Source organism: Parvularcula maris (genome assembly GCF_024505085.1).
In the GTDB taxonomy this organism is placed as follows: Bacteria; Pseudomonadota; Alphaproteobacteria; order Caulobacterales; family Parvularculaceae; genus Parvularcula; species Parvularcula maris.
The window spans coordinates 169,552-195,986 of the sequence record NZ_JANIBC010000003.1 but is presented as its reverse complement, the minus strand read 5'-3'; the positions used below and the strand labels follow the sequence as shown (position 1 = coordinate 195,986).

General features: G+C 66.3%; 22 protein-coding genes. 4 read left to right on the top strand and 18 right to left on the bottom strand.

Going from position 1 to position 26,435, the window contains the following annotated elements; all coding sequences use genetic code 11:
• Positions 1 to 28 precede the first annotated feature (28 nt).
• From NOG11_RS06640 to NOG11_RS06580, 13 genes are read right to left on the bottom strand one after another with little or no spacing between them, the layout of a single operon-like run.
• Complete coding sequence (locus tag NOG11_RS06640) at positions 29 to 514, bottom strand: hypothetical protein (protein ID WP_256618926.1); 486 nt, start codon at positions 512 to 514, stop codon at positions 29 to 31.
• A complete protein-coding gene (gene gspN / locus NOG11_RS06635; protein ID WP_256618925.1) occupies positions 511 to 1,254 on the bottom strand; it encodes a type II secretion system protein N in 744 nt (247 codons plus the stop codon). Before gspN ends, NOG11_RS06640 begins: the two co-directional genes overlap by 4 nt.
• Positions 1,251 to 1,706 carry a type II secretion system protein M gene (locus NOG11_RS06630; RefSeq protein ID WP_256618924.1) on the bottom strand — a complete coding sequence of 152 codons (456 nt, stop codon included), beginning with the start codon at positions 1,704 to 1,706 and terminating at the stop codon, positions 1,251 to 1,253. The genes gspN and NOG11_RS06630 overlap by 4 nt, the downstream gene beginning before the upstream one ends.
• Complete coding sequence (gene gspL, locus NOG11_RS06625) at positions 1,703 to 2,785, bottom strand: type II secretion system protein GspL (protein ID WP_256618923.1); 1,083 nt, start codon at positions 2,783 to 2,785, stop codon at positions 1,703 to 1,705. Before gspL ends, NOG11_RS06630 begins: the two co-directional genes overlap by 4 nt.
• Positions 2,782 to 3,747 (bottom strand): type II secretion system minor pseudopilin GspK, encoded by a 966-nt coding sequence (gspK, locus tag NOG11_RS06620; protein ID WP_256618922.1) that lies wholly within the window; start codon positions 3,745 to 3,747, stop codon positions 2,782 to 2,784. Before gspK ends, gspL begins: the two co-directional genes overlap by 4 nt.
• The gene (gene gspJ, locus NOG11_RS06615; RefSeq protein WP_256618921.1) at positions 3,744 to 4,364 is read right to left on the bottom strand and encodes a type II secretion system minor pseudopilin GspJ; all 621 of its coding nucleotides are present in this window, start codon (positions 4,362 to 4,364) and stop codon (positions 3,744 to 3,746) included. The genes gspK and gspJ overlap by 4 nt, the downstream gene beginning before the upstream one ends.
• Complete coding sequence (gspI, locus tag NOG11_RS06610) at positions 4,361 to 4,735, bottom strand: type II secretion system minor pseudopilin GspI (RefSeq protein ID WP_256618920.1); 375 nt, start codon at positions 4,733 to 4,735, stop codon at positions 4,361 to 4,363. The genes gspJ and gspI overlap by 4 nt, the downstream gene beginning before the upstream one ends.
• Complete coding sequence (locus NOG11_RS06605; RefSeq protein WP_256618919.1) at positions 4,732 to 5,310, bottom strand: prepilin-type N-terminal cleavage/methylation domain-containing protein; 579 nt, start codon at positions 5,308 to 5,310, stop codon at positions 4,732 to 4,734. The genes gspI and NOG11_RS06605 overlap by 4 nt, the downstream gene beginning before the upstream one ends.
• Positions 5,311 to 5,368: 58 nt before the next feature.
• Positions 5,369 to 5,803, bottom strand: coding sequence for a type II secretion system major pseudopilin GspG (gspG, locus tag NOG11_RS06600; protein ID WP_256618918.1), 435 nt, complete (start codon positions 5,801 to 5,803; stop codon positions 5,369 to 5,371).
• 21 nt (positions 5,804 to 5,824) lie between these two features.
• A complete protein-coding gene (gspF, locus tag NOG11_RS06595) occupies positions 5,825 to 7,042 on the bottom strand; it encodes a type II secretion system inner membrane protein GspF (RefSeq protein WP_256618917.1) in 1,218 nt (405 codons plus the stop codon).
• The gene (gene gspE / locus NOG11_RS06590; protein ID WP_256618916.1) at positions 7,039 to 8,559 is read right to left on the bottom strand and encodes a type II secretion system ATPase GspE; all 1,521 of its coding nucleotides are present in this window, start codon (positions 8,557 to 8,559) and stop codon (positions 7,039 to 7,041) included. The genes gspF and gspE overlap by 4 nt, the downstream gene beginning before the upstream one ends.
• On the bottom strand, positions 8,556 to 10,634 hold the full coding sequence (gene gspD, locus NOG11_RS06585) for a type II secretion system secretin GspD (protein WP_256618914.1): 2,079 nt from the start codon (positions 10,632 to 10,634) through the stop codon (positions 8,556 to 8,558). The genes gspE and gspD overlap by 4 nt, the downstream gene beginning before the upstream one ends.
• Before the next feature lie 7 nt (positions 10,635 to 10,641).
• Positions 10,642 to 11,451, bottom strand: a complete 810-nt coding sequence (locus NOG11_RS06580; protein WP_256618913.1) for a type II secretion system protein N — start codon at positions 11,449 to 11,451, stop codon at positions 10,642 to 10,644.
• 323 nt (positions 11,452 to 11,774) lie between these two features.
• On the opposite strand from NOG11_RS06580, the gene NOG11_RS06575 reads away from it, so the two are divergent.
• From NOG11_RS06575 to NOG11_RS06560, 4 genes are all read left to right on the top strand, one after another.
• Entirely contained in the window at positions 11,775 to 14,822 is a 3,048-nt protein-coding gene (locus NOG11_RS06575) for a beta strand repeat-containing protein (RefSeq protein WP_256618912.1), read from the top strand.
• Between the two features lie 88 nt (positions 14,823 to 14,910).
• Positions 14,911 to 17,667, top strand: a complete 2,757-nt coding sequence (locus NOG11_RS06570) for a TonB-dependent receptor domain-containing protein (protein ID WP_256618911.1) — start codon at positions 14,911 to 14,913, stop codon at positions 17,665 to 17,667.
• 537 nt (positions 17,668 to 18,204) lie between these two features.
• Positions 18,205 to 19,002: a prepilin peptidase gene (locus NOG11_RS06565; RefSeq protein WP_256618910.1), complete on the top strand. Its 798-nt coding sequence runs from the start codon at positions 18,205 to 18,207 to the stop codon at positions 19,000 to 19,002.
• Between the two features lie 46 nt (positions 19,003 to 19,048).
• Positions 19,049 to 19,762, top strand: a complete 714-nt coding sequence (locus NOG11_RS06560; protein WP_256618909.1) for a dienelactone hydrolase family protein — start codon at positions 19,049 to 19,051, stop codon at positions 19,760 to 19,762.
• Between the two features lie 11 nt (positions 19,763 to 19,773).
• On the opposite strand, the gene NOG11_RS06555 is transcribed toward NOG11_RS06560, so the two are convergent.
• The 5 genes from NOG11_RS06555 to NOG11_RS06535 all read right to left on the bottom strand — a co-directional run bounded on the left by NOG11_RS06555 (position 19,774) and on the right by NOG11_RS06535 (position 26,435).
• Positions 19,774 to 21,018, bottom strand: a complete 1,245-nt coding sequence (locus tag NOG11_RS06555; RefSeq protein ID WP_256618908.1) for a multidrug effflux MFS transporter — start codon at positions 21,016 to 21,018, stop codon at positions 19,774 to 19,776.
• A 173-nt stretch (positions 21,019 to 21,191) separates the two neighbouring features.
• Entirely contained in the window at positions 21,192 to 22,589 is a 1,398-nt protein-coding gene (gene ntrX / locus NOG11_RS06550) for a nitrogen assimilation response regulator NtrX (protein WP_256618907.1), read from the bottom strand.
• Positions 22,579 to 24,870, bottom strand: a complete 2,292-nt coding sequence (locus NOG11_RS06545) for a sensor histidine kinase (RefSeq protein ID WP_256618906.1) — start codon at positions 24,868 to 24,870, stop codon at positions 22,579 to 22,581. Before NOG11_RS06545 ends, ntrX begins: the two co-directional genes overlap by 11 nt.
• 81 nt (positions 24,871 to 24,951) lie before the next feature.
• Positions 24,952 to 25,980, bottom strand: coding sequence for a tRNA dihydrouridine synthase DusB (gene dusB, locus NOG11_RS06540; protein ID WP_256618905.1), 1,029 nt, complete (start codon positions 25,978 to 25,980; stop codon positions 24,952 to 24,954).
• Between the two features lie 62 nt (positions 25,981 to 26,042).
• Complete coding sequence (locus NOG11_RS06535; protein ID WP_256618904.1) at positions 26,043 to 26,435, bottom strand: hypothetical protein; 393 nt, start codon at positions 26,433 to 26,435, stop codon at positions 26,043 to 26,045.

Here is a 26,435-nt window from a genome sequence, read left to right as displayed (position 1 = left end):
AATCTATCGCGAGAGAAAGCATAGTTACTTACGCTTTGCACCCGGCAATCCCAGCGACCGGCAGGATCCGCTGCCATCCGTCGCTGCCTGTCAATGTGAGCGTGCCCCCCCTGACATAGGTGCCGCTGGGGAATGGCTGGCCCCATTCGAGCTTGGTCATGACGGTGAGCCCGGCCTGAGCATCTTCGGACGCAGCGAAGAGCTGCTGTGCTCTCATGCCCAGGCGAAGGTCGCCGTCCTGGCTCTGCAGCAGGAGCGCCACCTTCTCGCCCTCGACGGTCATGGTGGCGCTGGTCACGTCCACCGAGCGGAAGATCGGCACCGTCCGGCCTCCGCTTCTCGCCCATAGGATCATGCCGCAGCGGCCCGAGGGGATGTCGTACCTCGCTAGCGGCGAGGGGTCGGGCGCTTCGGAACGGCGGAAGGCCTCACCCTGGGGAGCCTGGGCGGCTGGCTTCGGAGCGGAGGCGCAGGCAGCGGCGGCCAGAAGGATAAGCGGGACGAGAACTTTCATAGAAGATCACCTACCACACCGCGGCGCTCGATCGACCAGGTGCCGGGCTCCGCGTTCCTGAAACCCGCCCCTTGAAAGATGCTGCCGAAACGGGGGTCCGTCGGCTGTACGGTCATGGACGAGACCCACTGGCCTTCTGGTGAGAGGATGAGCTGCACATCGACGCTCCCCTGGCTGCTGTCGGCGCCGAGGGGCAGGACGAGGTTCTCTCCCTGGCAGGCCCCCTCGCCGCTCAGCGTGAGGTCCTCTCCGCCGAAGACGCCCAGGGACTGAACCAGCACATCGGTCTCGGCACGGAAGGCGGCTTGTTCGCACCCGCTCGGACCGAAAGCGATGCGGTCCACCTCCACCTCCGCCGAGCCCACCAGGGGCGCCTCGAAGAAATCGGTGAGGCCTAGCCCTTGAAGGTTGGCCTGGCCGCGAAAGTCCGAGACGGTGACGGTGTCGCTCCCATAGGCTACATCTCCCCTGCCGGTCAGCGACGGACCGTCGGCGGTCACGAAGGCAGCGGCCCGCCCGGTAAGAAGCGGCAGCAGCTTGATGCGGTAGGTCACCCGGCCGATACTCTGCCCACTGACACGAACGCCTTGCAACTCGCCGCGCCAAAGGCTGCCGGAGGCCGCGTTGTAGCTGACCTCGCTCGGCAACCGGTCGAGGACGAGGCTGGCCGGTAGCCTGCTGACGATCGCTGCCGCGAAGACCAGTATACCAAGGAGGATAAGGGGGAGGAGCTTTCTCAACGTGCCGCCCTCTGCAAGGTGAAGCGCCCGCTCACCGTGCCCGAACCCTCGCCGGGGGCGAGATAGGCAGCGGTCACCACCACCCCTTCGCTGTCCTCGAGCGCGCGCAGCCAGGAGAAGACGGCCCGGTGGGACGTGTCGCCGAGGTCGATCTGCACGTCGCCCGAAGGGGTCTGGGTCACCCGCGTATAGGGCACGGCGTTGCGGTCGGCATAGCTCGTCACCACCGATCGGAGGCCTCTGTCCTCACTGGGGCGGGCATCGGGAGCTTCGATATCCTGCGCCAGCGCTTCGAGGCGAACCGCATCGCTGTAGCGGCTCTTGGCCGTGTCCTCGAAGTTCAGAACGGGCAGGATCACGAGGTAGATCAGTGCCAGGACGATCAGCAGGCCGCTCAATCCGAGAAGGAGCAGACGCTCGCGCTGCGAAAGCTGGTTCAGGCGTTCCATCATCGCGGCGCTCCCAGAAAGAGGCGTGTGACGAGCGCGTCGTTCTCGCGGCGGACATCGCTACCCTCGCGCGCGTTGACGCCCTTGTCTTCCAGGGCGCCTACCACCTGTTCGAGATCACCGAGCGAGGCGAAGACCAGCTCGGCGGCCACCTCGCCGTCACCGCGATAGTTGATGGAGGTGAGGAAGGTCGTCTCCTGACCGTCGAGCACCTCGGTCAGCGCGGCAACGAGGGGTAGAAAGTCCGAGGCCGGGCCGCCGCTCTGCCGCACATTGGCGAGCTGGCGTTCGAGATCGAGGATGGGGCGTCCCGGATAGGCCGCTTCGAACGACGAGATGGCGGACTGGCGCGCCTCGTTCGCTGCGCCCTGATACTTGAACCCCTCCACCAAAGAGCCAGCGAGGAACATGGTTCCGGCGGCCAGCAGCAAGGATGCCGCCAGGAGGTAGGGCTTGAAGTCGGGAAGCGGCGTGCGCCTTGCAAACCTCCCCTTACGGAAGTTCGGCAGCCCTGCCGCCTCGATGTCGGAGAGGTGGGCCGGGTGCGCTTCGGCCTCCTCATAGGTCAGAAGCTCTCGCGCGAACGCGTCCTCGGCAGTGAACGCGCTGTCTCGGAGGCGCACGGCGGTCAGCCTACCGAGAGCGAGCGTCGCCGCTCCCTCTTCGGCGGCAGGCAGCGCAGCATGGTCCACACTGATGATGTCGGGGTCGAGCCCCGCCTCTTCGAGCCGCTCCAGCGCCTCCGCGACGAGGCCGGCGGGCACCATCGTCGTCAGCCTGCGGCCTTCGTTGAGCGGGCCGAAGGCCGTCTCGGGGGTCTCGATCGGGGCCGCCAGCTCGTCCTCGAGAAGAAGGGCCGCCGCGCGGCGCGCCTCCCCCTCCCGCTTCATCGGCAGAGCCAGAACCCTCGTCACCGCCTCTTCGCCGGGCAGGAGCACCACTAGCTCCTCCTTGTCGCGCAGAAGCTCGGCGAGGGAGAAGAGGGGTACATCGGCGCCCGTCTCCACCGGCTCGCCTGCACGCATGAAAGCGTAGGCGGCGGCGCGTTCGAGGCTTCGGTCGAGAACGAGAACGAGCGTCATGGCAGGCGCTCCCCGCGGCGGCGCTCGATAACCCGAAACCCCTCGCCTTCCCGGTAGATCTCGCTGGTCTGGCGCAGCCGTCCGGTCTGGTTCTCCAGCACGATCTCCAAACCGATCACGGTGGGCGCAGCGCTGATCATGGTGGAGAGGTCCTGGGGAACCTCGCGGCCCGCCAGCAGCGGCTGGTCCAGAAAGGCCTGGACGTCCTCATAACCCGTGGGCGGGCGCTCGGTGATCAGCGATTCCGCCGCGCGCAGGGTCACCGCCTCCCCCATGGCGGCCGCCAGAAGCGGGGCATCCTCGATGCTCAGCGTGTTCACGTTCAGCGTTCCCGTCCCGTCCGTCGGCAGTGCGCAGAGATGCGGTAGCAGAGCCCTGTAAACATCGGGCGAAAATCCGGCGATGGCGCGCAGCTCGGTGACGGAGGCCAAGAGCACCCTGGCCGAGCGGTAGGGCACCTCGCGGCGCTGATAGTCGAAATCGTCGACGCTGCCTGCCTGGGGCTGATCGTTCGTGTCGGCGAAATCGGCAATGCGGGCGGCGAGCTGCTGACCGGCGGTCTGCCCGGCGCCGAGCTCGCGCACGAGCCCCGCGAAACGCTCCGCCGCGCCCTCGTCGGGGGTGAGCTCGCCGTCCGCCTCCTGCAGGAGATCGTTGATGTTGAAGCAGTTGCTGCGGTCGGTGAAGGTGAGGGTCGCGGCCCCGCCCTCGAAGGGTATGACGACCGGCTGGCCGAACAGCACCCCCGTGGGGCTGTCCAGCACCTCCCCCTGGTCCCTGAGATAGCCAAGGGCCGCGTCCTCCAGCCCGTGCATCGCCCAGTAGGCCTGGTCCCGCGCCTCGCTCGCCCCTGCCCTGGCGAGCGCCACGGTCAGGATCTCGGTCATCGCCACAGCCAAGACCGCGAGGGTCCCGGTCATCAGGATCACCGTCAGAAGGGCCGCACCCCGCTCATTCCTCATGACCGGCCCTCCGGGATCAGGAAGACGTTCTCGATCTCGCCGAAATAGGGATGCGTGAAGCGTAGCCGCAGCGCCGTCGGGCGCTCTTCTTCCTCGGTGCGCCCCGCCTCGTCGCTCCACCGCCCCAGCACACGGTAGGTAATCTCCAGCTCCGACGCCCCTTCCAGCAGCACATCCTCCGCATAGGGCGTATCGGCCACGGCATCGAGGAAAGGACGTGTCCGGCGGATCAGCCTGTCCCCGTCCAGAAGGTAGGTGACGGCCTGAAGCTCCGACCTTGGCTGGCGAGCCTCTGGGTTGGTCCAGCCGCCCCTGACCAAGGCCAGAAGCGGCTCCTCCTCGTTCGGCATCATGTCCGAGAGCGCGCGCCCACCGATGAGGGGGGGCCTCGGCCTGGTCATGTCCGGCTCCATGACGGAACGGTCCTCGAGCAAGGCCAGGTCCTGGCGCAGGATGCCGCGCAGCCGCTCCAGCTCACCGATGCGGGCCTCGGCATCGGCAAGCTGCTCCGAACCGCGCGCGGCCAGGTCGAAGCCTGCGAGGCCGATGGCGGAGACGGCGCTGAAGATGCTGAGCGCCACCAGCACCTCCACGAGGGTCAGGCCGCGCTGCTTCATGGCGCCAGCCCCCCGACCGGGCGGATGGTCTGGTAGCTTGCCAGCACCTGGCCGTCGCGGCTGAGGCGGGCGCTGGCCTCGACCAGCTCGAACCCTTCGAGGGGCGCGTTGCTGCGGCCTATCTCGATGTAGATCGTCCGGCCGCCGATCTCTTCCTCCGAGCGCAGGTCCACCCTCGCCCCTTCCTCGCGAGCGATGATGTAGGAGGCGAGTGCGTTGTCCGCCGCGATCCTGGCCATCAGGCGGTCCTCGAGCGCCGCCGCCTGTCTCGTATGCTGACCGATCAGGACCAGGAGCGAGCCCACGACGAGCGCGAGCACGGTCATCGCGACCAGCACTTCGATCAGGGTCAGGCCGCGCTGGTCACTCACCGCGTGTCCTCCTTCAGCTCGCCGAACGGGCCGACCATAACGCGGGACTGGAGCCGCCCCGTGCCGAAGGTCGCGGTGAAGGGCGTGGCGGTGCCGTCGGCAGCGAAGAGGATGTCCGGCATGAGGCTCGCTGTCGCCTCTTCCTCCTTAGGCGGAAGGCCGAAGCCGATCTCGTCGCGGTGCTCGGGCATATCGAACATGTCCCCGCCCTCGATGGCGAAGGCCAGCCCGCGGGGCAGGCTGCGCTGCTCCACCGCCAGCCAGCCCTCGGGCACCAGGCGGTAGACCACATAGCCGCCGGGCATCGGCTCGATGCCGTAGAGCGCCGCCTCGGCCACGGCCTGGTCGCGGGCGGCGATCACGTCGCGCTCGAACTGCTGGCTGACCGAAAGGAGATCGTTAGGCTGCCGCGGCACGGCGAACATGACGATCCCCGCGGTCATGCTGACGATGAGCAGGACGATGAGAAGCTCGACGAGGGTGAGGCCACACTGCGTGTGTGCGCTTCTCCCCCTCAGCCCTTCGGGCAGCTCCCTCTCACGGAGGGGGAGCGAAGGAGTTTCGCACCTTGGCACGCTATCCCTCCCCCTCCGAGAGGGGGAGGTGCCCCGCAGGGGCGGAGGGGGAGCTTTCTCAGTCCTGCCAGGAGCCGATATCGGCATTCAGGCCCTCCCCTCCTGGCCGCCCGTCGGCGCCGTAGGAGACGATGTCCACTTCGCCGAACTCGCCGGGGAAGAGGTAGACGTAAGGGTTGCCCCACGGGTCCTCGGGCAGGCTCTGGATGTAACCGCCGGTCTGGTAGCGCTCTGGACGGCGCAGGTCACGCGGCGCGCTGACAAGGGCCTCGAGCCCCTGGGACTGGGTGGGGAAGTTCTGGTTGTCGAGCTTGTACTGGGTCAGCGCCGTCTCGATGCGCTTGATGTCGGTCCTCGCGGTCGAGACCCGCGCCTTGTCGGCGGCGGGCAGCACGTTGAAGACCACGATGCCCGAGATCAGCCCGATGATGACGATCACCACCATCAGCTCGACCAAGGTCAGGCCTTTTTGCTTGTCGCGTCTGTTCTTCATCATCGCTCCTACCCCGGCGCCCTAGCCCAGCGCCATGTTGTTGATCTGCAGAATGGGTAGCATGATCGATAGGACAATGAGCATGACGATCAAGCCTAGAAGCACGATCACCGCGGGTTCGAGGAGTCTCAGCGCCGTCGTGGTGGCGGTCTGGAAGCTCCCCTCCATCTGAGCGGCCGTGCGGGAGAGCATGTCCGGCAGCTTGCCGGAGCGCTCCCCGGCGGCAATCATCGAGGCCATGATGGGTGGGAAGACGGCGGCCCGCTTGATGGCGACGGCGAGGCTCGCCCCCTCGCGCACGGCGGTGACGGCGCCGCCGACCTCGCGCTTGATGAAACTGTTGGTCAGCGTGTTGCGTGCACCCTCCAGCGCTTCGAGGAGCGGCGCGCCCGCGGCGAACAAGGTGGCCAGGGTGCGGGCGAAGCGGGCCGCGTCGAGCTCCCGCGACAGGGTGCCCAGCACCGGCGCCTTGAGGCTGATGCGGTCGAGGAAAAGCTTGCTCTTCTCCTGGCGACGGGCCTGCCAAAACGCGGCCGCGACGCCGATGAGGATAAGCAGGGCCAGCCATCCCCACGTGCCGATGAAGTCCGACGTGCCGATGACGACGCGGGTGGGCAGGGGAAGCTGCATCCCCGGCATCCGAGAGAACTGCTCGACCATGCGGGGCACCACGAAGGTCATCAGCGCCCAGACGACACCGATGGCGACGAGGAAGATGCAGGCCGGGTAGATCAGTGCCTGTTGCGCCGCCTGCGCCATCTGCTGGTTGCGCTCCTGCATGTCGGCGAGGCGCGAGAGCACGGCGCCGAGATCGCCCGATGTCTCACCCGAAGCGACGATGCCGCGATAGAGGGGGTTGAAGGCTTTGGGGTGCTCGCCGAGGGCTTTAGATAGGCGCCACCCTTCGATGACGCGCTGGCGCACTTGGGAAAGAACGTCGCCGATGCGCCCGCCCTCCATCTGCTGCGCCACGGCGGCTAGGGCCTCCTCCACGGGCATCGCGGCCTCGATGAGGGTGGCGAGCTGCCGGGTGGCGGCGATGACCTCGGACTTCTTAGGCGGTGCGGGACCGCGGCGAAGCTCGATGATCGCGGCGCGCTTCTTCTCCTCACCGACGAAGAGAGGCGTCAGACCGCGCGCGATGACGTCGCGTCGTGCACGGCGGATCGTCTCCGCCTCCACCGTGCCTCGGGTCTTCCTGCCCGAAGCGTCCATCGCCTCGTAGCGGAACGCGGTCACGTGGCCTCCGTCTCCTGTACGACGCGGAGGACTTCCTCGATGGAGGTCCGGCCTTCGAGCACATGGGCGTAGCCCGACTGGGCAAGGGTTGGCGCGTCGCGGAAAGCCTCAGCGCGGAGTTGCTGCTCGCCTGCATCGTCATGGATCAGCTTACGGAGGTTGTCGCTGACCACCACCAGCTCGTAGAGACCCACACGGCCCTCATAGCCGGTGCCGTTGCAGGCCGGGCAGCCCTTCGGCCCGTAGATGGTGTGACCGTCCATCTTGCTGACACCCAGAAGATCGCGCTCGGTCTTGGACGGGGCGTGCGGCTCCTTGCAGGCTTCGCACAGCCTACGGACGAGGCGCTGGGCCAGGACGCCTGCGATGGTCGGCGAGAGAAGGAAGGGTTCGACCCCCATATCCCTCAGCCGCGTCACCGCGCCGATGGCCGAGTTGGTGTGAATGGTAGAGAGCACAAGGTGCCCCGTCAGCGAGGCTTGGACCGCGATCTGCGCCGTCTCCACGTCGCGGATCTCGCCCACCATGACGATGTCCGGGTCCTGACGAAGAATCGCGCGCAGGCCCGCCGCGAAGCTCATGCCCACCTTGTTGTTCACCTGGGTCTGGCCGATGCCTTCCAGGGCGTACTCCACCGGGTCCTCGACGGTGAGGATGTTGACACCGGGATCGTTCAGCAGGGTCAGCGCCGCATAGAGCGTCGTCGTCTTACCGGAGCCCGTGGGGCCGGTGACGAGGATCACGCCGTTCGGTTTACGGAGCACCTTTTCGAACTTCGCCCGGATCGCTGTCGGCATACCGAGGGCGTCGAGATCGAGCTGCGCCTGCTCCTTGTCGAGAAGCCGCATGACGATGCGCTCGCCGAAGCGGGAGGGCAGAGTCGAAACACGAACATCGACGAGCCTTCCGCCCATGGCGAGGCTGATGCGCCCGTCCTGGGGCACGCGCTTCTCGGCGATGTCGAGCCTAGCCATGACCTTGACCCGGCTGATGAGCACCGGCGTCAGGCGGGCGGGCAGGCTCAGCACCTCGCGCAGCACCCCGTCGATACGCAGGCGGATGGATAGCGCCGTTTCGTAGGGCTCGACATGGATATCGGAAGCGCGGGTCTTGATGGCCTCAGCCACCAGCGCGTTGATGAGGCGGATGACCGGAGCGTCATCCTCCGTATCGAGAAGGTCGGCGGTCTCGGGCAGCCCCTCGGCGAGCGAGGAGAGGTCTTCGTGCCCCTCCCCCTCCTCGAAGGTCGCCGCCGACAGGCCCTCCACCGAGTAGATCTCCGAGAGGCGGCGCTCGAAGACCTTCTGCTCCAGGGTCTCGAAGCGGACCGGCTTGCCGGCCGCCCGCCTCGCCTCGATCAGCGCGGTGACGGGGATACCCTCGCCGCTGTCGCAGCGGCCCACCACCGCCTCCTCGCCTTCCGCGTCGAGAAGGATCAGCCGCCGCTCCTTGGCAAAGGCGTAGGCGAAGCGCGGCGCCTCGGGGACGCTGGTATCGGGGCTTGCGGTCTCGCTCACGGGCTCAGGGTCTCTTCGTCGGGCTGAATGGGTTCCTGCCCCTCCAGATAGACACCCAAGAGCTCCTCTTGAACCCGGTCGATCCTCGCCGGGCCGCGCTCACGCCGCTCGGCGCGAAGCTGGCGCTGGCGTGCGAAATCGTATTTCTTCGCGGTAACCGCCTGGGCCGTCGCCGCGTCGCGCACGATGGTGGGCTTGATGAAGACCATCAGCGTGGTCTCCTCCTCCGAGCGGGTCTGGCCTTTAAAGAGGTTGCCCAAGATCGGAATGTCGCCGAGCAGCGGCACCTTGGTCTCGACGCTGCGCTGGTCGTTGTCCACGAGGCCGCCAATGACAATCATCTGACCGTTATCGGCGGTCAGCTTCTGCTCACTGACGGATTTCTGCAGGATCGGGCTGTCCGAATCCGCTGTGAAGGCCGTCAGCGAGCTGACCTCCAGCTTGATCTCCAGGGTGACCGCGTCGCCGTCATTGATCTGCGGGGTGACCTCCAGGATGGTGCCGACATCCTGGCGCTCGATGTTGCGGAAGCCGCCCTGGAAGTCCGTACCGACCGCTTCGCCGGTGACCACGGGGATCTCCTGGCCCACCTGAAGCCGCGCGGGCTCGTTGTCGAGGGCCATGGTGAAGGGGGTGGAGAGCACGTTGGAGCGGCTGTCCGACTGCAGCGCCGAGAGCAGGACGCCGTAGACGCCGCCATCGTCGGTCGTCTCGCCAAACCCTGCGAGAAAGCCGTTGAAGCTCAGAAGGTCGCCGACGGCCGCCTGAACGAGCTGGCCGGAAAGAGCGAGGACGTTGGGATCGACCGGATCGGGGTTGACGACGATGTCCGGGTTGGTGCCGTCGCCGGGAATGATCTGGGTCGGTGCACTGAGATCTTCGGTGAGGAAGAAGGCAGCGCCCGCCGCCGAGACGAGGTTCGGCTGGGTATCGGTGAAGCTCGCCGCGGTCACCGGCAGGCCGTCCCCGCCGGAGAGGTACTGCACGCCCAGCTCTCTTGCGGTGTTGTTGGCGATCTCCACCACGATGGCCTCGATCAGCACCTGGGGCCGGCGGATATCGAGCTGAGCGACGAGCTGGCGGATCGTGCGCTGGGCTTCGGGCGGCGCGTTGACGAGGATCGCGTTGGTGGGCTGGTGGAAGGTGACCACGATGCCGTTGGCCGAGACCGAGGTCGTTCCTCCCCCGCCGCCAGCCTGAGCCGCCCCTCCGCCGGAGGCGGACGAGCCGCCGATCAGCTCGCTGATGATCGGCACCAGTTCCTCGCCATCGGCATGGTCGAGATAGATAGCGTCGAAATTGCCCCTGATGCCGCCTGAATTGTCGAGCTGTGCGATGATCGGCACGGCCCGCGAAACCTGCTGCGGCGAGCCGCGCAGGATGATCTGGTTGGTGCCGATCGAGGGGATGATCTGTACGCTGCCGCCGAGCTGGCGGTCACCCGTCGGCTGGTTGAGGATCTCCCGCAGCGCTTCGGCCACCTGGGTCGCATCGCCGTTCTCGAGGCTCACCGTCCGCACCACCGTGTCGTCGAGGTCGATATCCTCCAGCACCTGCCGTACGCGGTCCACATTGCGTCCGTTGTCCACCACGATGAGGGAGTTGCTCTCGCGCACGGCCAGGATCAGGCCTTGCGGACCCACGAGCCCCCTGAGCTGCGCCGCTGCGTTGGCGGCGTCGATATTGGCGAGGGGGAAGATCCGGGTGACCGTCCGTCCGCCTACGCTCGATCCGCCCACCGGCCCGCCGTCACGGGCGCCTTGCTCGATCGGGACGATCTTGTAGGACCGGTCGCCGGTCGGAACGGCGGTGAAGTTGTTGACCTGAAGCGTGGCGAGGAAGACCTCGAACACCTCTTCCGGCGTGAGCATGACGTTCGGCGGGCTGACGATGTTGACACGGCCCGACAGGCGCGGGTCGAGGATGAAGGAGTAGCCGGTCCGGTCCGCGATCTCGCCCGCGACCACCTTCAGATCGGCGTCCTCGTAGTTCATCGTCGCGCCGCCCTGGGCGGACGCCTGCGCGCCCGCAAGGAGAGAGACCGAAGCCAGGAGGCCTAAAAAATGATGACGCATAGGTTCCTCAAAGGGTGATGCCGCTCGGCACGGTGATGACGATGTCCCGGCGCTCGCCGCCGCGCAGCACAGTGAGGGTCACGCGGCCCTCGCGCTGGGCTGCCGCTGCGATGGTGTCCCATCCCTCGCCGTCCTCGATGGGGCGGCCGTTGAGGGCGACGGGCACGTCTCCGGGCTCCGCCCCCTGCTGGGCGAGAAGCGGGAAGAGCGGCCCGGCGAGGGTCTGAAGGTTCTCACCGGAGGCCGCAGCCTCGGCGACCCGCTGAACCTCCTCTTCGGCGGGGACTTCGATGGTGCCGCCGATGGGTGCCGCCTCGCCGCCGATCTGCATCTCCTCGGGCGCGATGGGGAAGCTTTCGAGGGGCAGGATCTCCCGCCGACCGCTGCGCGAGATGACCACGGCCCGGCCTCGCACCTCGTCCAACTCGACACCCCTGATGATCTGATCGCCCTCGCGGAAGCGCTGCTGGCGCCCGTTCGGCGTCTCGATGAGGGCGGAGGAGACCCCCTCGCTCACACGGTAGGCCGATTTGAGCTTGAGCTGCAGCGTCGTGACTGGAAGCGATGCCGTTACAGGACCCTCGCTCACCTCGGGCGCCCCTTCGAAGGGGTTCACGCGGGAGAGGACCGAGAGGTCTACCTCCATCTGCCGCCCCTCGGCCCTCGCCGTGCGGCTCGGCGCTTCCGCCGTCACCGGAGAGATCACGGCCAGGACAACATCGGCTGCCGCGAGCGCCAGAAGAACGACCGCGCAGGCAGCAGCGATCAGCGGCGCCATGCCGCGCTTCTTCGCCTGCCTGTCATCACGTCCCGTCAAGCGACGCCCCTTAGCCTGCCGGCGCCGCCCTGCGCGACGCGCTGCGCCCTTCCCCGCCCCGCGGGGGAGAGTTCCCTTTAGGGCGTTACACTACACCAAACCTCTAACGATAGAGTTTTCAATGCCGACAGGTGGCAGTTTCGTCAAATAGCAGCGCGTGAACGTTGGAATCCAAGAGGTTCATCCGCGTGCCAAGAAAGTGTCATTAGCCTGTCACCAAAGAAAACTAGTGGGGCTCCCAGCGCACCTGACGCGTCGTTAACTCATGCAGCCTTTGGGGGCCATATCAGATGAAACCGTCGTACACTGTCCGTTCCAGTCTTATGCTTGGCGTTGCCGGCCTGGTTCTCGCTGCCTGCGATGGCAGCTCGGAAGTGGCCAGTCCGGGTGATGTTCTCGACATCGACGTGGTTGTGAACCCGGCGCCGCCCACTCCCCCGGCCCCCGCTGCCGACGGTGTCCTCAACTTCGTCGACGGCTCCTGCCCGACCGGCACGACCCAGCGCACGATCACCGAGGGCGGCATCGAGCTCACCGGCTGCTTCCTCGCCACGGCGGGCCTCGACAGCGATACCGGCACCACGGTCATCACCGGAACCAGCAACGTTCTCAGCGGCGTGGTCTTCTTCGAAGGTTCGGTTTTCGTCGGTGAGAACCCGCTGGGCAGCGGCAACGACATCGACGGCAGCGGAACGGTCGAGACCGGCGCATCGCTGACCCTCCAGCCCGGCACGATCATGGTCGCCCTGACCGGCGACGCCCAGGTCGACACCCTCATCGTCTCGCCCGGCTCCGACATCATCGCCAACGGCACCGAGACCGCGCCCATCGTCATGACGACCCTGGGCGACATCCTCGACGCCGATCAGGTGGGCAACGACCTCACCGCGTTCGAGGCCGTCAATGACGGTCTCGTCGGCACCGAGGCGAACGTCACCGTGGCCAACGACCGCTGGGGCGGCCTGGTCGTGAACGGCACCGCGCCGATCAACCTCTGCCCCGGCCAGACCGGCGGCACCGCGGCTTGCGTCGCGGAAGGCGAAGGCGGCTCCGGCCTCTATGGCGGCGCCGATTCCAGCGACAACTCGGGCATCATCCGCTTCGTCCGCGTCCAGTATGCGGGCTTCTCCTTCACCGAGGACAACCAGCTCAACGGCATCGCCCTTCAAGGTGTCGGCAACGGCACGATCGTCGAGTTCGTCCAGGTCCATAACAACGCCGATGACGGCATCGAGTTCTTCGGCGGCACGGTGAACGCCTCCTTCGTTCTGATCACCGACGCCCAGGACGACTCGATCGACTGGGTCGGCGGCTGGAACGGCGCGCTGCAATACGCCGCCATCGTCGGCGGCCCGTCCGGCAACGACAACCTGATCGAAGGCGACAACAACAGCGGCGCCGACGCCCAGGACGTGGCCCCGACCTCGAGCCCGATCGTCACCAACCTGACCGCCCTCGGCAACGCCGCAGGACCCGATGTCGGCACCGATGACGGCATCACCCTCCGCGCGGGCACGGGCGGCATCGTCGCCAACGCCATCATCGCCGGTATCGACGACGACGCGACCGACTTCGACCAGGAGAGCACCGAAGGCCGCCAGCCGCTGCTGCGCTCGGTCTTCGCAGCCGATTTCGGCGGAAGCGTTGCCGAGACCTCCGGGTCCACCGACATCGACATCTTCACCGGCCAAGCCGGCAACATCGCCAATGCCGGTCTCGAGCTGAACTCGCTCTTCAACGGCGGTATTGCCTCCAGCGATACCTTCTTCGACTTCCTCGACTCCGCCTTCACCGGTCCGGCTGCGTTCGACGAGACCGACCTGTCGGGCGATGCGATCTCCTTCATCGAAGAGGTCGACTATATCGGCGCCTTCGACCCCGACACTGAGACCTCGGTCGCCACGAGCTGGCTCGCCAACTGGACCCTAGGCGCCAACTTCCCCGAGGAAGAGTGCCCCGAAGGCACCGAGGAGAACGCTTCCCGTGCAGCCCAGATCGGCGACGTTCAGGTCTGCACCCTCTCCGGTACGCTCACCTCGGACGTCTCGCTAACCCCCGGCATCCTCTACGAGATCGACGGCACGGTCTTCGTCGGCACCGATAACGGCGCCGATGGCCTTGCCGATACGGACGACGATGCCGTCACCCTGACCATCGCTCCTGGCGTCACCCTCTTCGCTGCTAGCGACGACGCAGCGGTCGACACCCTGGTGGTTCGCCGCGGCAACCGCATCGAGGTCAACGGCCTCGCCACCTCGCCGGTCATCATGACCAACCTGCGCGACGTTCTCGGCCAGACCCCGGTCGAGGTCGCAGCCGACCGCTGGGGCGGCCTCGCCATCAACGGCCAGGCGCCGATCAACCTCTGCCCAGGCCAGACCGGCGGCACCGCTGCCTGCCAGGCCGAGGGTGAAGGCGGTTCGGGCCTCTACGGCGGCAACGACCCCGAAGACGACTCGGGCGTCGTCAACTACCTCCAGATCCGCAACGCCGGCTTCTCCTTCACCGAGGACAACCAGCTCAACGGCATCGCCCTTCAAGGTGTCGGCCGCGGAACTGAGCTCGACTTCATCGAGGTCGTCGACAACGCTGATGACGGCATCGAGTTCTTCGGCGGCACGGTGAACGCCTCGCACGTCATCATCGTCAATGCCGGTGACGACTCCATCGACTGGGTCGGCGGCTGGAGCGGCGCGCTGCAGTACGCGCTCATCGTCTCCGGTGACAGCACCGACGAGCCCGGCTCGAACGACAACGTCATCGAAGGCGACAACAATAGCGGCTCCGGCGCCCAGGACGTGACCCCGACCTCCGTGCCGGTGGTCGTCAACGTCACCGCCATCAACCCCAACGGTGCCGGCAACGGTCATGATGACGGCATCACCCTGCGAGCGGGTACCGACGGCCTCGTCGCCAACTCCGTCATCACCGGTGTGCGGGACGATGCGACCGACTTCGACCAAGAAGCAGCGTCGGGTCGTCAGCCTCTGCTCAACTCGATCTTCGTTGCCGACTTCGGCGGCTCGGTGGCCGAGACCTCGGGCGGAACGGATATCGACATCTTCACCGGCGGCGCCAACAACACCATCGCGTCCGGCAGCTTCACCGGCCTCGGTGTCGACACCAATACCGGCCTAGCGCTGACCTCCGTCTCCAGCGAGGTCGACGCCGTAGCCGTCACCCCGGTCACCGAAGCGGCGCTCGACACCTTCTTCACGGCGTCCGGCGTCTTCGCCACCACCGCCGATGCGGAGGCTCAGGCGGCCACGATCGCCGAGTTCCTTGACGATGTCGACTATATCGGCGCGGTCGAGGACGACAGCGACAACTGGTTCGTCGGCTGGTCGTTCTTCGACGAGACCAACAACTAACCTACGCACTCACCCGGCCGGACGCCCTTCGTCCGGCCGGGACCCTTTATTTCAGATCATAGGAAGTTTCCCTTGGGGGCCGCGAAGGATGCTTAAACAAGAAGCTTTGGTGCCATCGGCACTGCTGGCGATCGCGATGTTCAGTATCGCCGTTCCCGCAGCAGCACAGGACTCTGTCGCCGAGACCGCTGTGGATGAGGAGGACACCGCCGATACCGACACCGACAGCGGTGACGTGATCGTCGTACGCGGCGCGTTCGTCCCCGACGAGAAGCGCTCGACCTCCGAGATCTCCAGCCTTCTCGATGCTGAGGATTTCGTCCGCACAGGTGACGCCGACATTGCCGGTGCCCTTCGCCGTATCACGGGCATCTCGATCTCCGGCGGCAAGTTCCCCGTCGCCCGCGGTCTCAACGAGCGCTACGCCTCCACCACCATCAACGGCGTCCCCCTGCCCTCTCCGGAGCCGCTGCGCCGCGCAGCGCCCCTCGACCTGATCCCGACGAGGATCCTGTCCGGCACGACCGCGCAGAAGACCTTCTCGCCGCAGTTCTCCGGCGAGTTCGGCGGCGCCGCCATCGACCTTCAGACGGTCGGCGTTCCCGATGAGGGCTTCTTCGTCGCCAGGGGCAGCCTCTCCATCGACACCGAATCGAACTTCCGCGAAGGCCTGTTCTTCGAAGGTTCCGACACGGACCGTTTCGGCTTCGACGATGGTCTGCGCGACCTGCCCGACCTCGCGGCGGCAGCAGCGGCGGGCGAGGATTTCGACCCCATCGCCGTCAGCCAGAGCTTCAACCACTCCGAAACTGCGCTGATCACCACGGACGACATCCCGATCAATGGCGGCGGCTCCTTCACCGGCGGCACGGTCTTCGTCGACAACTCGGATGTCCGGGTCGGCGGCACCATCTACGCGGGCTACAACAATCAGTGGCAGCGCCGCGACGCCATTGAGGACCGCTCGGACGAGGGCAATGCCGGGCAGAACGATGCCGATGCCGAGCGCTACGAGGAGACGCGCCAGGAAGTGTCCATCAACGCGCTGGGCACGCTGGGCGTCGAGATCGGCAGCGACCATGAGATCGGCCTGACCTCGTTCCTTCTCCGCTCCAGCCTGAAGCGGGCACGCCTCGGCAGCATCACCGACGAGGACGAGATCAACGACGCTCCCGGCATCCGCGAGTTCACCGATTTCGTCGAAAGGCAAGTGTGGCAGAGCCAGCTCAACGGCGAGCACTTCTTCCCGGCGCTCGCCGACCTGACCGCGAAATGGCGGGTCTCCTACGGCGAAGCGAGCCGGGATGCGCCCTACGAGCGCACCCTGACCCGCGTTCCGAATGAAGTCACCTACACGGACGGCTCGGGTGTCGAGCAGACCCGCGTCTTCAACCAGGTCTTCATCGTGCCGACCGCACCGACCTTCAACGAGATCAACTTCTCGACGCTGGACGACACGAACTTCTACGCCGCCGCCGATTTCGAGCTGCCCTTCACCCTGGGCGAGCGCGAGATCAAGCTCGGCTTCGGCGCCAGCTACGCGGACACGGAGCGGGAGACGGCACGCCAGACCTTCTTCCTGGGCGGCGCACCCTCCAACCCGGACTTCGCCGATTTCGCCGACGTCATCGAGCCCTTCGTTCTCGGCGCACGGACCGATGTCCTGTTCGACGACGAGATCTTCGAGCTCGGCCTCTTCCAGTTCGCGCCCTTCCTCTCCCTCGCCTTCCCGGACAGCTCGGAAGCCTCGCTCGAGGTGATCTCCGGCTACGGACTGGTCGACTTCGAGCTGAACGACTACCTGCGCTTCTCCGCCGGCGTCCGCTACGAAGACGGCGAGGAAACGGCCACGGCGTTCCAGACCGGTTCGGCCGCGGTGATCGAGGAGGTCATCGACGAGGACTTCCTGCTTCCGGCTGTGACGGTGACCTGGAACCCCCTGGGCAATCTGCAGCTCCGCGCCGGTTTCTCGCAGACCATCGCACGGCCCCAGTTCCGCGAGCTGGTTCCCACGGTCTTCACCGACCCTGAGTTCAGTGTGGAGATCGTCGGTAACCCGTTCCTCGAGAACTCGGAGCTCGACAATTTCGACGTTCGCGGCGAGTACTACTTCCGCAACGGCGAGTTCATCACCCTCGGCGCTTTCTACAAGGACATCGAGAACCCGATCGAGCGCGCCTTCGTTCCGGCCGAAGGTGACATCACCACCTTCGTCAACGCACCTGCAGCCCAGATCTGGGGTATCGAGTTCGAGTTCGAGAAGCGTTTCGACCTGATCGACTGGGGCGACCTGCCGAACTTCGTGGCGGACAAGACGCTCATTCTGAACACGAACTACACGTTCTCCCAGTCCGAGCTCGACGTCAGCGACGACGACCAGATCATCGTCCCCTCCGGGCTGACCCTCGGTTCGGCCACCTTCGACGCCGTGTCGGTGCTCGATACCGATCGCTCGCTCGTGGGTCAGTCGGACCACCTCTTCAACTTCCAGCTCGGTCTGGAGAACCCGGACACGAACTTCCGTGCGACCCTGCTGCTGAACTTCGCCAGCGACCGTATTCTCTTCGGTGAGGAGCCGACCGCGGGCGGGGGTGCCCTTCCTTCGGTTATCGAGGACGTGCCCACCGAGCTGGACTTCGTCTTTGGCCGGAACTTCGAGGTGTTCGACCGGACGCTGGATGTGGGTTTCTCGGTACGGAACATTCTCGGCGAGGAGTTCAACGCCTTCCGCGACTTCGGACCGGACGCCATCGCCGACGACAACCCGTTCGCCGACGGCGTGGTTCCCTTCCTCGCCTATGACCGTGGACGGATCTTCAACGCTAGCTTGTCGGTGGAGTTCTAATCTCTACAGACATCACAGGCTGGACGTAAAATGAGAGGGTCCGCTTTCGAGCGGACCCTTTTTTTGGCGTTTGGATCGTTTGCAGGCAGACGGAGACGTAAGCGCCGGTGGCTGCTCCCCCTCAGCCTACCGGCAGCTCCCCCTCTAGAGGGGGAGCGAAGTAAAGAGCAGGCGCTGGTTCTGCTTCCCTCCCCTACTTCGTAGCCGGTTCGCTGCAAGCGAAAGAAAAGGTCCGGGGGACCTTTTCTAGGCGGAGAAGGCCACGGCAGTGGCGGGGGAGGTGCCCGAAGGGCGGAGGGGGCAGCGGCGTTTGTACAGGAGACAATCGCCTTCTCCGTCTCCAGTACCAACAGCTTCACCCCCCGTGTCAGGGCCAAGAACTGAAACGGTTTACCCTTTTCCCTTGATCCTACCGTAGGGCGAAGCCTCTAAAGCAAGAGGCTCGCGTAGCGGCGGGGCATCCGGCGGACGTTGGTTCGTGTTGCCCTTCTAGGATCCATGACGGATCGCGGGGCCGATCGGAAAGGGGCTTCTTCGTTGGCTGACTGGGTCCTTTACGGCGCCGCGTTGCTGGTAGGCGCTCTTCTCGGCAGCTTCCTCAACGTCGTCATCAGCCGCCTGCCGCGATCGGCGGGCCTGGTCGAAGCCGAGGGGCGGCCGAGCGGTCTCGCCTACCCGCCCTCCCAGTGCGAGGCCTGCGGACGCAGGCTGCGGCCCTTCGATCTCATCCCTGTTCTCTCCTACATCCTCCTCCGAGGACGATGCCGGACATGCGGGGCCGAGATCGGTATCCGGCATCTCTTGGTGGAGATAGGAGGCAGCCTGCTCGGTGTCGCAACCGTCTACCTCGCTCCCTCCGCCCTCGCTTTGGCCGCCATCGGCATCTTGTTCTTCATGCTGCTCGCTCTGACCGTGATCGACGCGGAAACCGGGTTCCTCCCCGACAGGCTGACCCTCCCCCTGCTGGCCCTGGGGCTCGGGTTCTCCTTCGCCCCCTTCACGCCCTCGCCCGTGCAGTCTTTCATCGGCGCTCTGGTCGGCGGAGGGGGCCTCTGGCTTCTGGCCTTCGCCTACCGCCTCTTCCGCGGAAGAGAGGGTTTGGGCGGCGGGGACGTGAAGCTCGTCGCAGCGGGGGGCGCGTGGTGCGGAGCCGTCGCCCTGCCCGCGCTGCTCCTCATCGCCAGCGTCACCGGCCTTCTCTTCGCGCTCTTCCAGATGGTGGGCGGGCGCAAGGAACGGGCGCTCTCCGCCGAGCTTCGCTTCGGCCCCTTCCTCTGCGCCGCCATCGCTCTGACCTACACGGCGGAACTGCTCGAACTGTTTGCCCCTGGGTGACGGAGCAGTAGGTCCCCTCCAGCACCGAGCGAGGAGAACCGCTACCATGACCACCCAGCGCCTGATCGAATGGAACACCGAAGGAGAGGTCTTCGAAGGCAAGCTCTTCCTGCCCGAAGGCAAGCCCAAAGGCGCCGTCCTCGTCTGTCACGCCTGGTCGGGCCGGGCGGAGCACGAGGAGGCCTTCGCCGAGCGGTTGGCCGGCATGGGCTACGCCGCCATGGCGGGCGACGTCTACGGCAAGGGCGTGCGCGGCAGCTCGGTGGAGGAGAACCAAAAGCTCATGACACCGCTGGTCGAGGACCGCGACCGCCTGCAGACCCGCCTCCGCGCCTCCCTGGACGCGCTGAAGGGCGAGCCGGAGGCAGCCGGGCTGAAGGTCGTGGCGGCGGGCTTCTGCTTCGGCGGGCTCTGCGTCCTCGATATGGCGCGCAGCAATGCGGACATCGCGGGCGCGGGCGCGTTCCACGCGATCCTGGGCAAGCCGGGCAAGCCCTCCGACGGGAGCAAGATCATGCCCGAGGTGATCGCTTTCCAGGGCTTCGACGACCCCATGGCGGGGCCTGACGACCTCAAGGCGTTCGGTGAGGAGATGACCGAGCGGGGCGCGAGGTGGCAGCTCTACACCTTCGGCGGCGTCGCCCACGCCTTCACCAATGAGGGCGCGAACGACAAGGATATGGGGCTGGTCTTCGACCCCTTCGCCCGCGACCGCTCCTACCACGTCTTCGACCACTTCGCGGAGAAGCTGCTGGGCTGACGGCGCTCCGTCTACGCAGCGCTGGCGGGCGCGCGGAAGAGGCGCCCCCTCTCCGCCAACCCGACGGTGAGCAGCGAGAGAAGGCTCGCCGCCGCTAGACCGGCTGCGAACACCCAGACCTCGCCGCCAAACAGCGCCGCGACCCCCGCCCCTAAGAGGCCGGCGAGCACCGACTGGAGGAAGCCGAGGATGGCGGAGGCCGACCCCGCCACCTCGCCGACAGGCTCCATGGCGATGGCGTTCATGTTGGCGCCGATCAGACCGAACAGCGGCATGACGAGGCACACCGCTCCGAAGAACACCCAGAAGGGCGGGTTGCCGCCAAGCGACAGGATCCCGAGGGCCGAGGCCACAAGCAGGAAGCCGGTCAGCGCCGTATGGCTGAGCCGCCGCGCCCCCAGCCTCGTCACCAGGCGGCTGTTGGCGAGCGAGGTCGCGCCCATCAGCGCCGCCACTCCTGCAAAGGCGAAGGTGAAGCTGTCCTCATAGCCGTACACCCCGACGAAGAGGGGCTGGGCGAGGGTGAGAAAGGCGAAGAGCGCGCTGTAGATGAAGCCGGTCGCCAGCCCGTAGAAGAGGGCGACCCTGGTCCTCGCGATCAGCCGGACGGCCTCGATGGTCGAACGCATGGTGAGCGGCCTTCGGCGCTCCGCGGGCAGGGTCTCCGGAAGCCTCAGGCTGAACCACACCGCCACCACTGCGCAGAGGACCGCCATGGCGTAGAAGATGCCCTGCCAACTCGTCAGCCGCAGGATACCCTCCCCCGCCATGGGAGCGAGGATGGGCACTACCATGAAGACCATCATGACGAGGCTCATCAGCGAAGCCATGGCCCGGCCCTTCATGGTGTCGCGAACGATGGCGACGGCGATCACCCGCGTGGCCGCCGCCCCGATGCCTTGAAGGAAGCGCAGCCCCAGAAGCAGTGCGAAGCTCGGCATGAGCGGGGAGAGGAGAGCCGCGGCGATATAGATCGCCACCCCGGCCATGAGCGGGCCGCGCCTGCCGAACCTGTCCGTGATCGGACCGAACAGAAGCTGCCCCAGGCCAAAGCCTAGAATATAGGTGACCAGCACCTGACCCGCATCGGCGTCGCTATCGAGCGAGAACGCGCTGGCGATCTCGGGATAGGCGGGCAGCACCACGTCGATGGCGAGGGCGTTGAGGGCCATGAGCGAGGCCACGAGGGCGATGAACTCCGCCCGCCTGATTCCTGCGGGCCGCAGATCAGCTCTGTTGGTCGCATCTCGTGCCATGGCCATCGCCTTCGTTCCGTCAGCGACTTGATGGCCGCGGCGACTGCCTATGGGCGTTCGGCGGCGGATTGCCAAGGAGGGGACGGGTTCAGTTGCGCGTCAGTTTGAACACCTCGAGAAGCTGCTCTGCACCTACCTCTCCCCGCAGGAGAGATGAGAGTGCCAGCAGACGATCAGTCCGCTCCCCTCTCGCGAACGGCATCCTTGGTGCCGATGCCGAGGGCCTTGAGCTTGCGGTGGAGGGCCGAGCGCTCCATGCCGACGAAGCCCGCCGTCTTCGAGATATTGCCGCCGAAACGAGCGATCTGAGCGAGAAGGTACTCGCGCTCGAACCGCTCGCGGGCCTCGCGCAGGGGAAGCGCGATGATCTGCTCCATCTCGGGGCCGGCGGGCAGGGTCGGCCCCGCGCCGATCACCTCGTCGGGCAGGTGCTCGACGGCGATCTGGCCCTCCTCGCCGCGGCTCACCATGATCATCGTCCGCTCGAGGACGTTGCGGAGCTGGCGGACGTTGCCGGGCCAGTTATAGGCCTGAAGCGCAGCCATGGCCTCGGGGCTGAGGGTCAGCGGGCGGTTCCGTCCGTTCTCGGAAAGCTGCCCGAGGAAGTAGGTGGCGAGGTCCGGTATATCCTCGCGGCGCGAGCCGAGCGAAGGCGTGGACAGGTTCACCACGGAGAGGCGGTGGTAGAGGTCCTTGCGGAACATACCGACCTCGGAGCTTTCGAGAAGGTCCTCCGACGTGGTCGAGATGATCCGTACATCGACATTCACCGGTACGCTGCCGCCAACGCGCCGGAAGGACTGGTCGATCAGCACGCGCAGGATCTTGCTCTGGGTCTCCAGCGGCATGTCGCCGACTTCCTGAAAGAGAAGCGTGCCGCCATGGGCCTGCTCCATCAGGCCGATATTGCGTGGGCGACCGTCCTCCCCCTCGATGCCGAACAGGGCCTCCTCCATCTTCTCAGGCTCGATAGCGGAGGCCGCGACGACGATGAAGGGCCTGTCCGCACGGTCGGACTGGGCGTGAATGGTGCGCGCGACGAGCTCGCGCCCCGAGCCCACCGGACCCTCGATCAGCACCCGGCTCTTGGCCTGGGCCACCTTGTCGATGGACGAGCGGAGCTGCGCCATGACCGGGCTCTTGCCGATCAGGGAGAGCTCGCGGCTCTTCTCACGCAGCACGCTGTTCTCGCGCTGAAGATGGGCACGCTCCAGGGCGCGCTGAGCGGTGAGGACCAGCCGGTCCGCCGAGAGGGGCTTCTCGAGGAAGTCGTAGGCCCCCTTCTTGATCGCGGCGATGGCGGTCTCAATGGTGCCGTGGCCCGAGATGATGACGATGGGTAGAGAGGGGTGAAGCGAGCGCAGCTCGTCCAGTACGCCCAGCCCGTCGAGGCGCGAGCCCTGCAGCCAGATGTCGAGAATCACCAGCGCCGGGGGCCGTTGCGCCACGGCGGTGAAGGCGTCGTCGCTGTTCGCGGCGGTATGGGGCACATAGCCCTCATCCTCGAAGATACCCGCGATCAGCTCCCGGATATCCGGCTCGTCGTCGACGATGAGAACGTCAATCGCCATGCAGCAGCTCTTTCTCCGCCTTACCTTGCGTCTCGTGCTCCCCTGTTTGGCCAGGGTCTAGGCGTATTGGCAAGGCGGGTAGGAAGAGTGTCGCGGCAGCGCCCCCGCCCTCCCGGTCGGTGATCGAGAAACTGCCGTCGTGATCCTCGATGGCCTTGCGCACGATGGCGAGGCCCAGCCCCGTGCCTTTCTCCCGCGTGGTCATGTAGGGCTCGGTCAGGCGGTGGCGCTGCTCCTGCGGCAGGCCGCGCCCGTTATCGCGCACCTCTACCCGAGCGCCAGCGCGCTCGCGCACCACCTCGACCTCGATTCGGCCCTCCAAAGCGCGCCCGTCCTCGGTGATCGATTCGGCAGCGTTCTTGATGAGGTTGGTGAGCGCCTGCACCATCAGGCGGGCATCACACAGGACCGGCACCGCCTCCTCAGGCATGAGGCTCTCGAAGGTGATCTGCGGGTGGGCTACGGTGAAGGGGAAGAGCGCCTCTCGCGCCACCTCGCGCAGATCGTGCTCGGCCATGATCGGCTCGGGCATCCGCGCGAAGCTCGAGAACTCGGTCACCATACGGCCGATATCGCCCACATGCTTGACGATGGCGGTGGTGCACTGATCGAAGATCTCCTTGTCGCGCCCCTCCAGGGTGTTGGCGTAGCGGCGCTTGAGCCGTTCGGCGGAGAGCTGAATGGGGGTGAGCGGGTTCTTGATCTCATGGGCGATGCGGCGGGCAACATCGGCCCAGGCGGCGGTACGCTGCGCCGTGACGAGGTCGGAGATGTCGTCGATGGTGACCACGAAGCCGCTGGTCTCCTCCCCCTTGGCCGGCTCGGGGGAGATCTCCACGACCAGAGAGCGGACGTCACCGCCCGTGCCCCGCTCGACATTCTCGCGGATGCCCCGCCCGGTCAGCCGCGCCAGCTCGAAGCTGCGCCGCAGCTTGGGCATGACGTCGGTCAGCGACCTGCCCAGAAGCTCCTCATGGGTCTCGCCGAGAATCTGCTCCGCCGAGATGTTGGAGAGGCGGATCGTCCCCTCGCGGTCCACGCTGATGACACCTGCAGGGATGGCGCCGAGCATGGTCTCCATGAAGCGGCGGCGGCTCTCCGCCTCCTCACCGGCAGCGATGAGGTCGTCGCGCTGGGCGGCGAGCCGCTTGGTCATGTCGTTGAAGGCGTAGCCGAGCTCACCAAGCTCGCCGTCGCGCCTGCGCACATCGACCCGGCTGGCAAGATCGCCCGAGGAGACCCGGTCGGCGGCAGTCGCCAGCCTGCGGATCGGATCGACGATGGCGCCCGCCACCAGAAGACCGACCCAGGCGGCGCCGAGGAGCAGCACGATGGAGAGCAGAAGGAAGCCGATATTCGCCGCCTGGCGCAGGCCGCCGATCCGCTCCTGGAAGACCCGGTTCTGGTCGCGCAGGCCCACCACAGCCGTCAGTTGGGCTGCGATCTGGGTTCCTTCCCGGCGATAGCCGATGAGATAGCCAGCAGCGCCGCCTTCAAGAGGCCTGACAGCATAGTAGATATCCACCGTGCGCGGGTCGACCGAGTTGAACTTTGCGATGACCTCGCCGTTCTCGTTGGTTCGAACCTGAAACTGGCTCCGTGGCGGGATAGGCTGAGGTGGCAATGATCCGCCTACGGAGGCAATGATCCGACCGGTAGGGTCTATATGGGTGAGCGCGCTGAACTGGTAGATCTCATTGAGCCCGGTGAGAAAGCGTCGATATCCGATAGGCGCACTTCCCGGTGATACCCCAGTCCGCGCCGCTCTCATCAGATCCCCTTCCATGAGGAGGAGGTTCTGGCTCATCTGCTGGCCAACTATGTAGGCGTAGGAGTTGGCGAGGTTCCTCGCCACCTTGGTGCTGTCGTCGATCCGCTCGACGAAGATCTCGTCCACCAGGGTCGTGATCAGGCCGCCGGTCAGGGTGAAGGCCACCGCCGCCGGCGCCAGCGCCACGAGCGACAACAGCCCGGCAAGACGGCGGTGCATCTTGGCGCCGGACAGCTTCTGCCTTTGCAGGCGGAAGAGATCCCACAGCCGCCCCAGCACCAGGAGTGTCAGGAGAAGTGCAACGCCGCTCATGATCGCGAAGGCGACAGGCAGGGGGACCGGCACTCCGCCGATCCTCTCCGCCTGCAGATACTGCGCGAAGAAGACCCAGGCCACCGTTGCCCCGGACACCGATAGGAGAAGGATGAGGAGCCAGGAAAGAAGTCGGGCGGGAGACGACTGCCCCATCGTCATCCCGCCCTTCTCACTGTCAGCGCGTTGGCTTCGCACCTGCCATTTCCCTGTGACTTTGTACCTCGCATATTCGTGAGGCTCACGCAAGTGTTAACGCTGTCTCGGAACCGCGCCACGTCACGCCGCGAGTTTCTCTGGCGCAAGCGCGAAAAGCTGGCGCAGCTCGGCCGTAACCGCTGCCGGGTCGGTCAGCGTGCAGAGCCTGTTTTTCGCTTGTTTTCTAGCCGGTAGGGGCAGCTCGGTCAGGCTGTCTGCGTAGGCGGCGAGGTGTTTGCGGGCCATGCGGATGCCGAGCGCCAGCCCCATCTCCGCGCTCTCGCCGTGCCCTTCCTGGTACAACCTAACGGTGTTTTCATAGTGCCTGACGGCAGATGCGGCGCGATCCTCCAGCGGCGGGGGCACGAGTTCGCTCCCCTCTCTCAAGGCACGGTCGATGGCGACGGGCAACCAGGGCCTTCCCACGGCGGCCCGCCCGACCATCACCCCGTCGGCGCCGGACTGCGCCAGCGCGGCTCTTGCCGAGGCTGCGTCCACGATGTCTCCATTGACGATGAGCGGCAGGGAAGTCGCCTCCTTCACCGCGCGCACGGCCTGCCAGTTCGCGGTGCCCTTGTAGAAGTCGCAGCGCGTGCGGCCGTGGACGGTGAGCATCTTCACCCCCGCCGCTTCGGCCCTTTCGGCTAGTTCAGCAGCGTTGAGGCTCTGCCAGTCCCAGCCAAGGCGCATCTTGAGCGTCACCGGCACGGCGACCGCATTGACGGCGGCGCGGATCAGGGCCTCGGCGTGGTCGAGATCGCGCATCAGCGCCGAGCCCGAGGCGAGCCCCGTCACCTTGCGGGCCGGGCAGCCCATATTCATGTCGATGATGTCCGCGCCCTGGGCCTCGGCGATCCTGGCGCCCTCCGCCATCCAGCGCGCCTCGCGCCCGGCGAGCTGCATGACCTTGAGACCGGATGTCCCCTCCATGGCCGCGCGCAGGACCACGTCGGGCCGCCCGCGCGAGAGCTCTTCGGAGGCCACCATCTCCGAGACGACATACTGGCAGCCCCAGCCTTCCGCCTCCTGCCGGTAGGGCAGATCGCTGATCCCCGACATGGGGGCCAGAAAGACCTTCGTGTCCACGGTGTGAGGGCCGATCTTGAGCATGGGGCGGGGGTTTAGCGGATTTGGGAGTGGATGGCACGTTTCATCCGTTACTACACCGGTAGTCAGCGGAATAGCGCACCTAAGCCATATCCAACACCGTACCAAAACAACGCTGGGAACAGTCCACCGACTAGCAACAGTACGTAGGTGCGCGGAGAACGCAGGTCTAACTCGCTGTCTTCCGCTTCGGAGTTCCGGTCCTCTCCATCGAAATTGCGGAGGTCAGTCCTCAGATTAGCCGATAGGTTGGCGAAGTATGTCTTCGCGATCTTCAGCCCCATCCAACCAAAGCTTGCCAGACCAGTGGTCAGGATGAACGATTTCTCGGTCCATCCCGCCCAGACGATAACACATGTGAGACCAACCAGTAGCAAGACTACCAGTAGGGAAAGCCCAAGCATGATCGATGAAATCGTGCCTGCCTCGCTTTTGCTCAGTTCAGAATCTTCCACCAT

Bases quoted from the DNA above. Each gene is read 5' to 3' on its own strand.
- gspD (WP_256618914.1), bottom strand. From the start codon at position 10,634: ATGCGTCATCATTTTTTAGGCCTCCTGGCTTCGGTCTCTCTCCTTGCG.
- gspG (WP_256618918.1), bottom strand. From the start codon at position 5,803: ATGAAGAACAGACGCGACAAGCAAAAAGGCCTGACCTTGGTCGAGCTG.
- NOG11_RS06640 (WP_256618926.1), bottom strand. From the start codon at position 514: ATGAAAGTTCTCGTCCCGCTTATCCTTCTGGCCGCCGCTGCCTGCGCC.
- ntrX (WP_256618907.1), bottom strand. From the start codon at position 22,589: ATGGCGATTGACGTTCTCATCGTCGACGACGAGCCGGATATCCGGGAG.
- NOG11_RS06555 (WP_256618908.1), bottom strand. From the start codon at position 21,018: ATGGCACGAGATGCGACCAACAGAGCTGATCTGCGGCCCGCAGGAATC.
- NOG11_RS06560 (WP_256618909.1), top strand. From the start codon at position 19,049: ATGACCACCCAGCGCCTGATCGAATGGAACACCGAAGGAGAGGTCTTC.
- gspL (WP_256618923.1), bottom strand. From the start codon at position 2,785: ATGACGCTCGTTCTCGTTCTCGACCGAAGCCTCGAACGCGCCGCCGCC.
- NOG11_RS06575 (WP_256618912.1), top strand. From the start codon at position 11,775: ATGCTTGGCGTTGCCGGCCTGGTTCTCGCTGCCTGCGATGGCAGCTCG.
- gspJ (WP_256618921.1), bottom strand. From the start codon at position 4,364: ATGAAGCAGCGCGGCCTGACCCTCGTGGAGGTGCTGGTGGCGCTCAGC.
- NOG11_RS06535 (WP_256618904.1), bottom strand. From the start codon at position 26,435: ATGGTGGAAGATTCTGAACTGAGCAAAAGCGAGGCAGGCACGATTTCA.
- NOG11_RS06570 (WP_256618911.1), top strand. From the start codon at position 14,911: ATGCTTAAACAAGAAGCTTTGGTGCCATCGGCACTGCTGGCGATCGCG.
- gspK (WP_256618922.1), bottom strand. From the start codon at position 3,747: ATGAGGAATGAGCGGGGTGCGGCCCTTCTGACGGTGATCCTGATGACC.
- NOG11_RS06630 (WP_256618924.1), bottom strand. From the start codon at position 1,706: ATGATGGAACGCCTGAACCAGCTTTCGCAGCGCGAGCGTCTGCTCCTT.
- dusB (WP_256618905.1), bottom strand. From the start codon at position 25,980: ATGCTCAAGATCGGCCCTCACACCGTGGACACGAAGGTCTTTCTGGCC.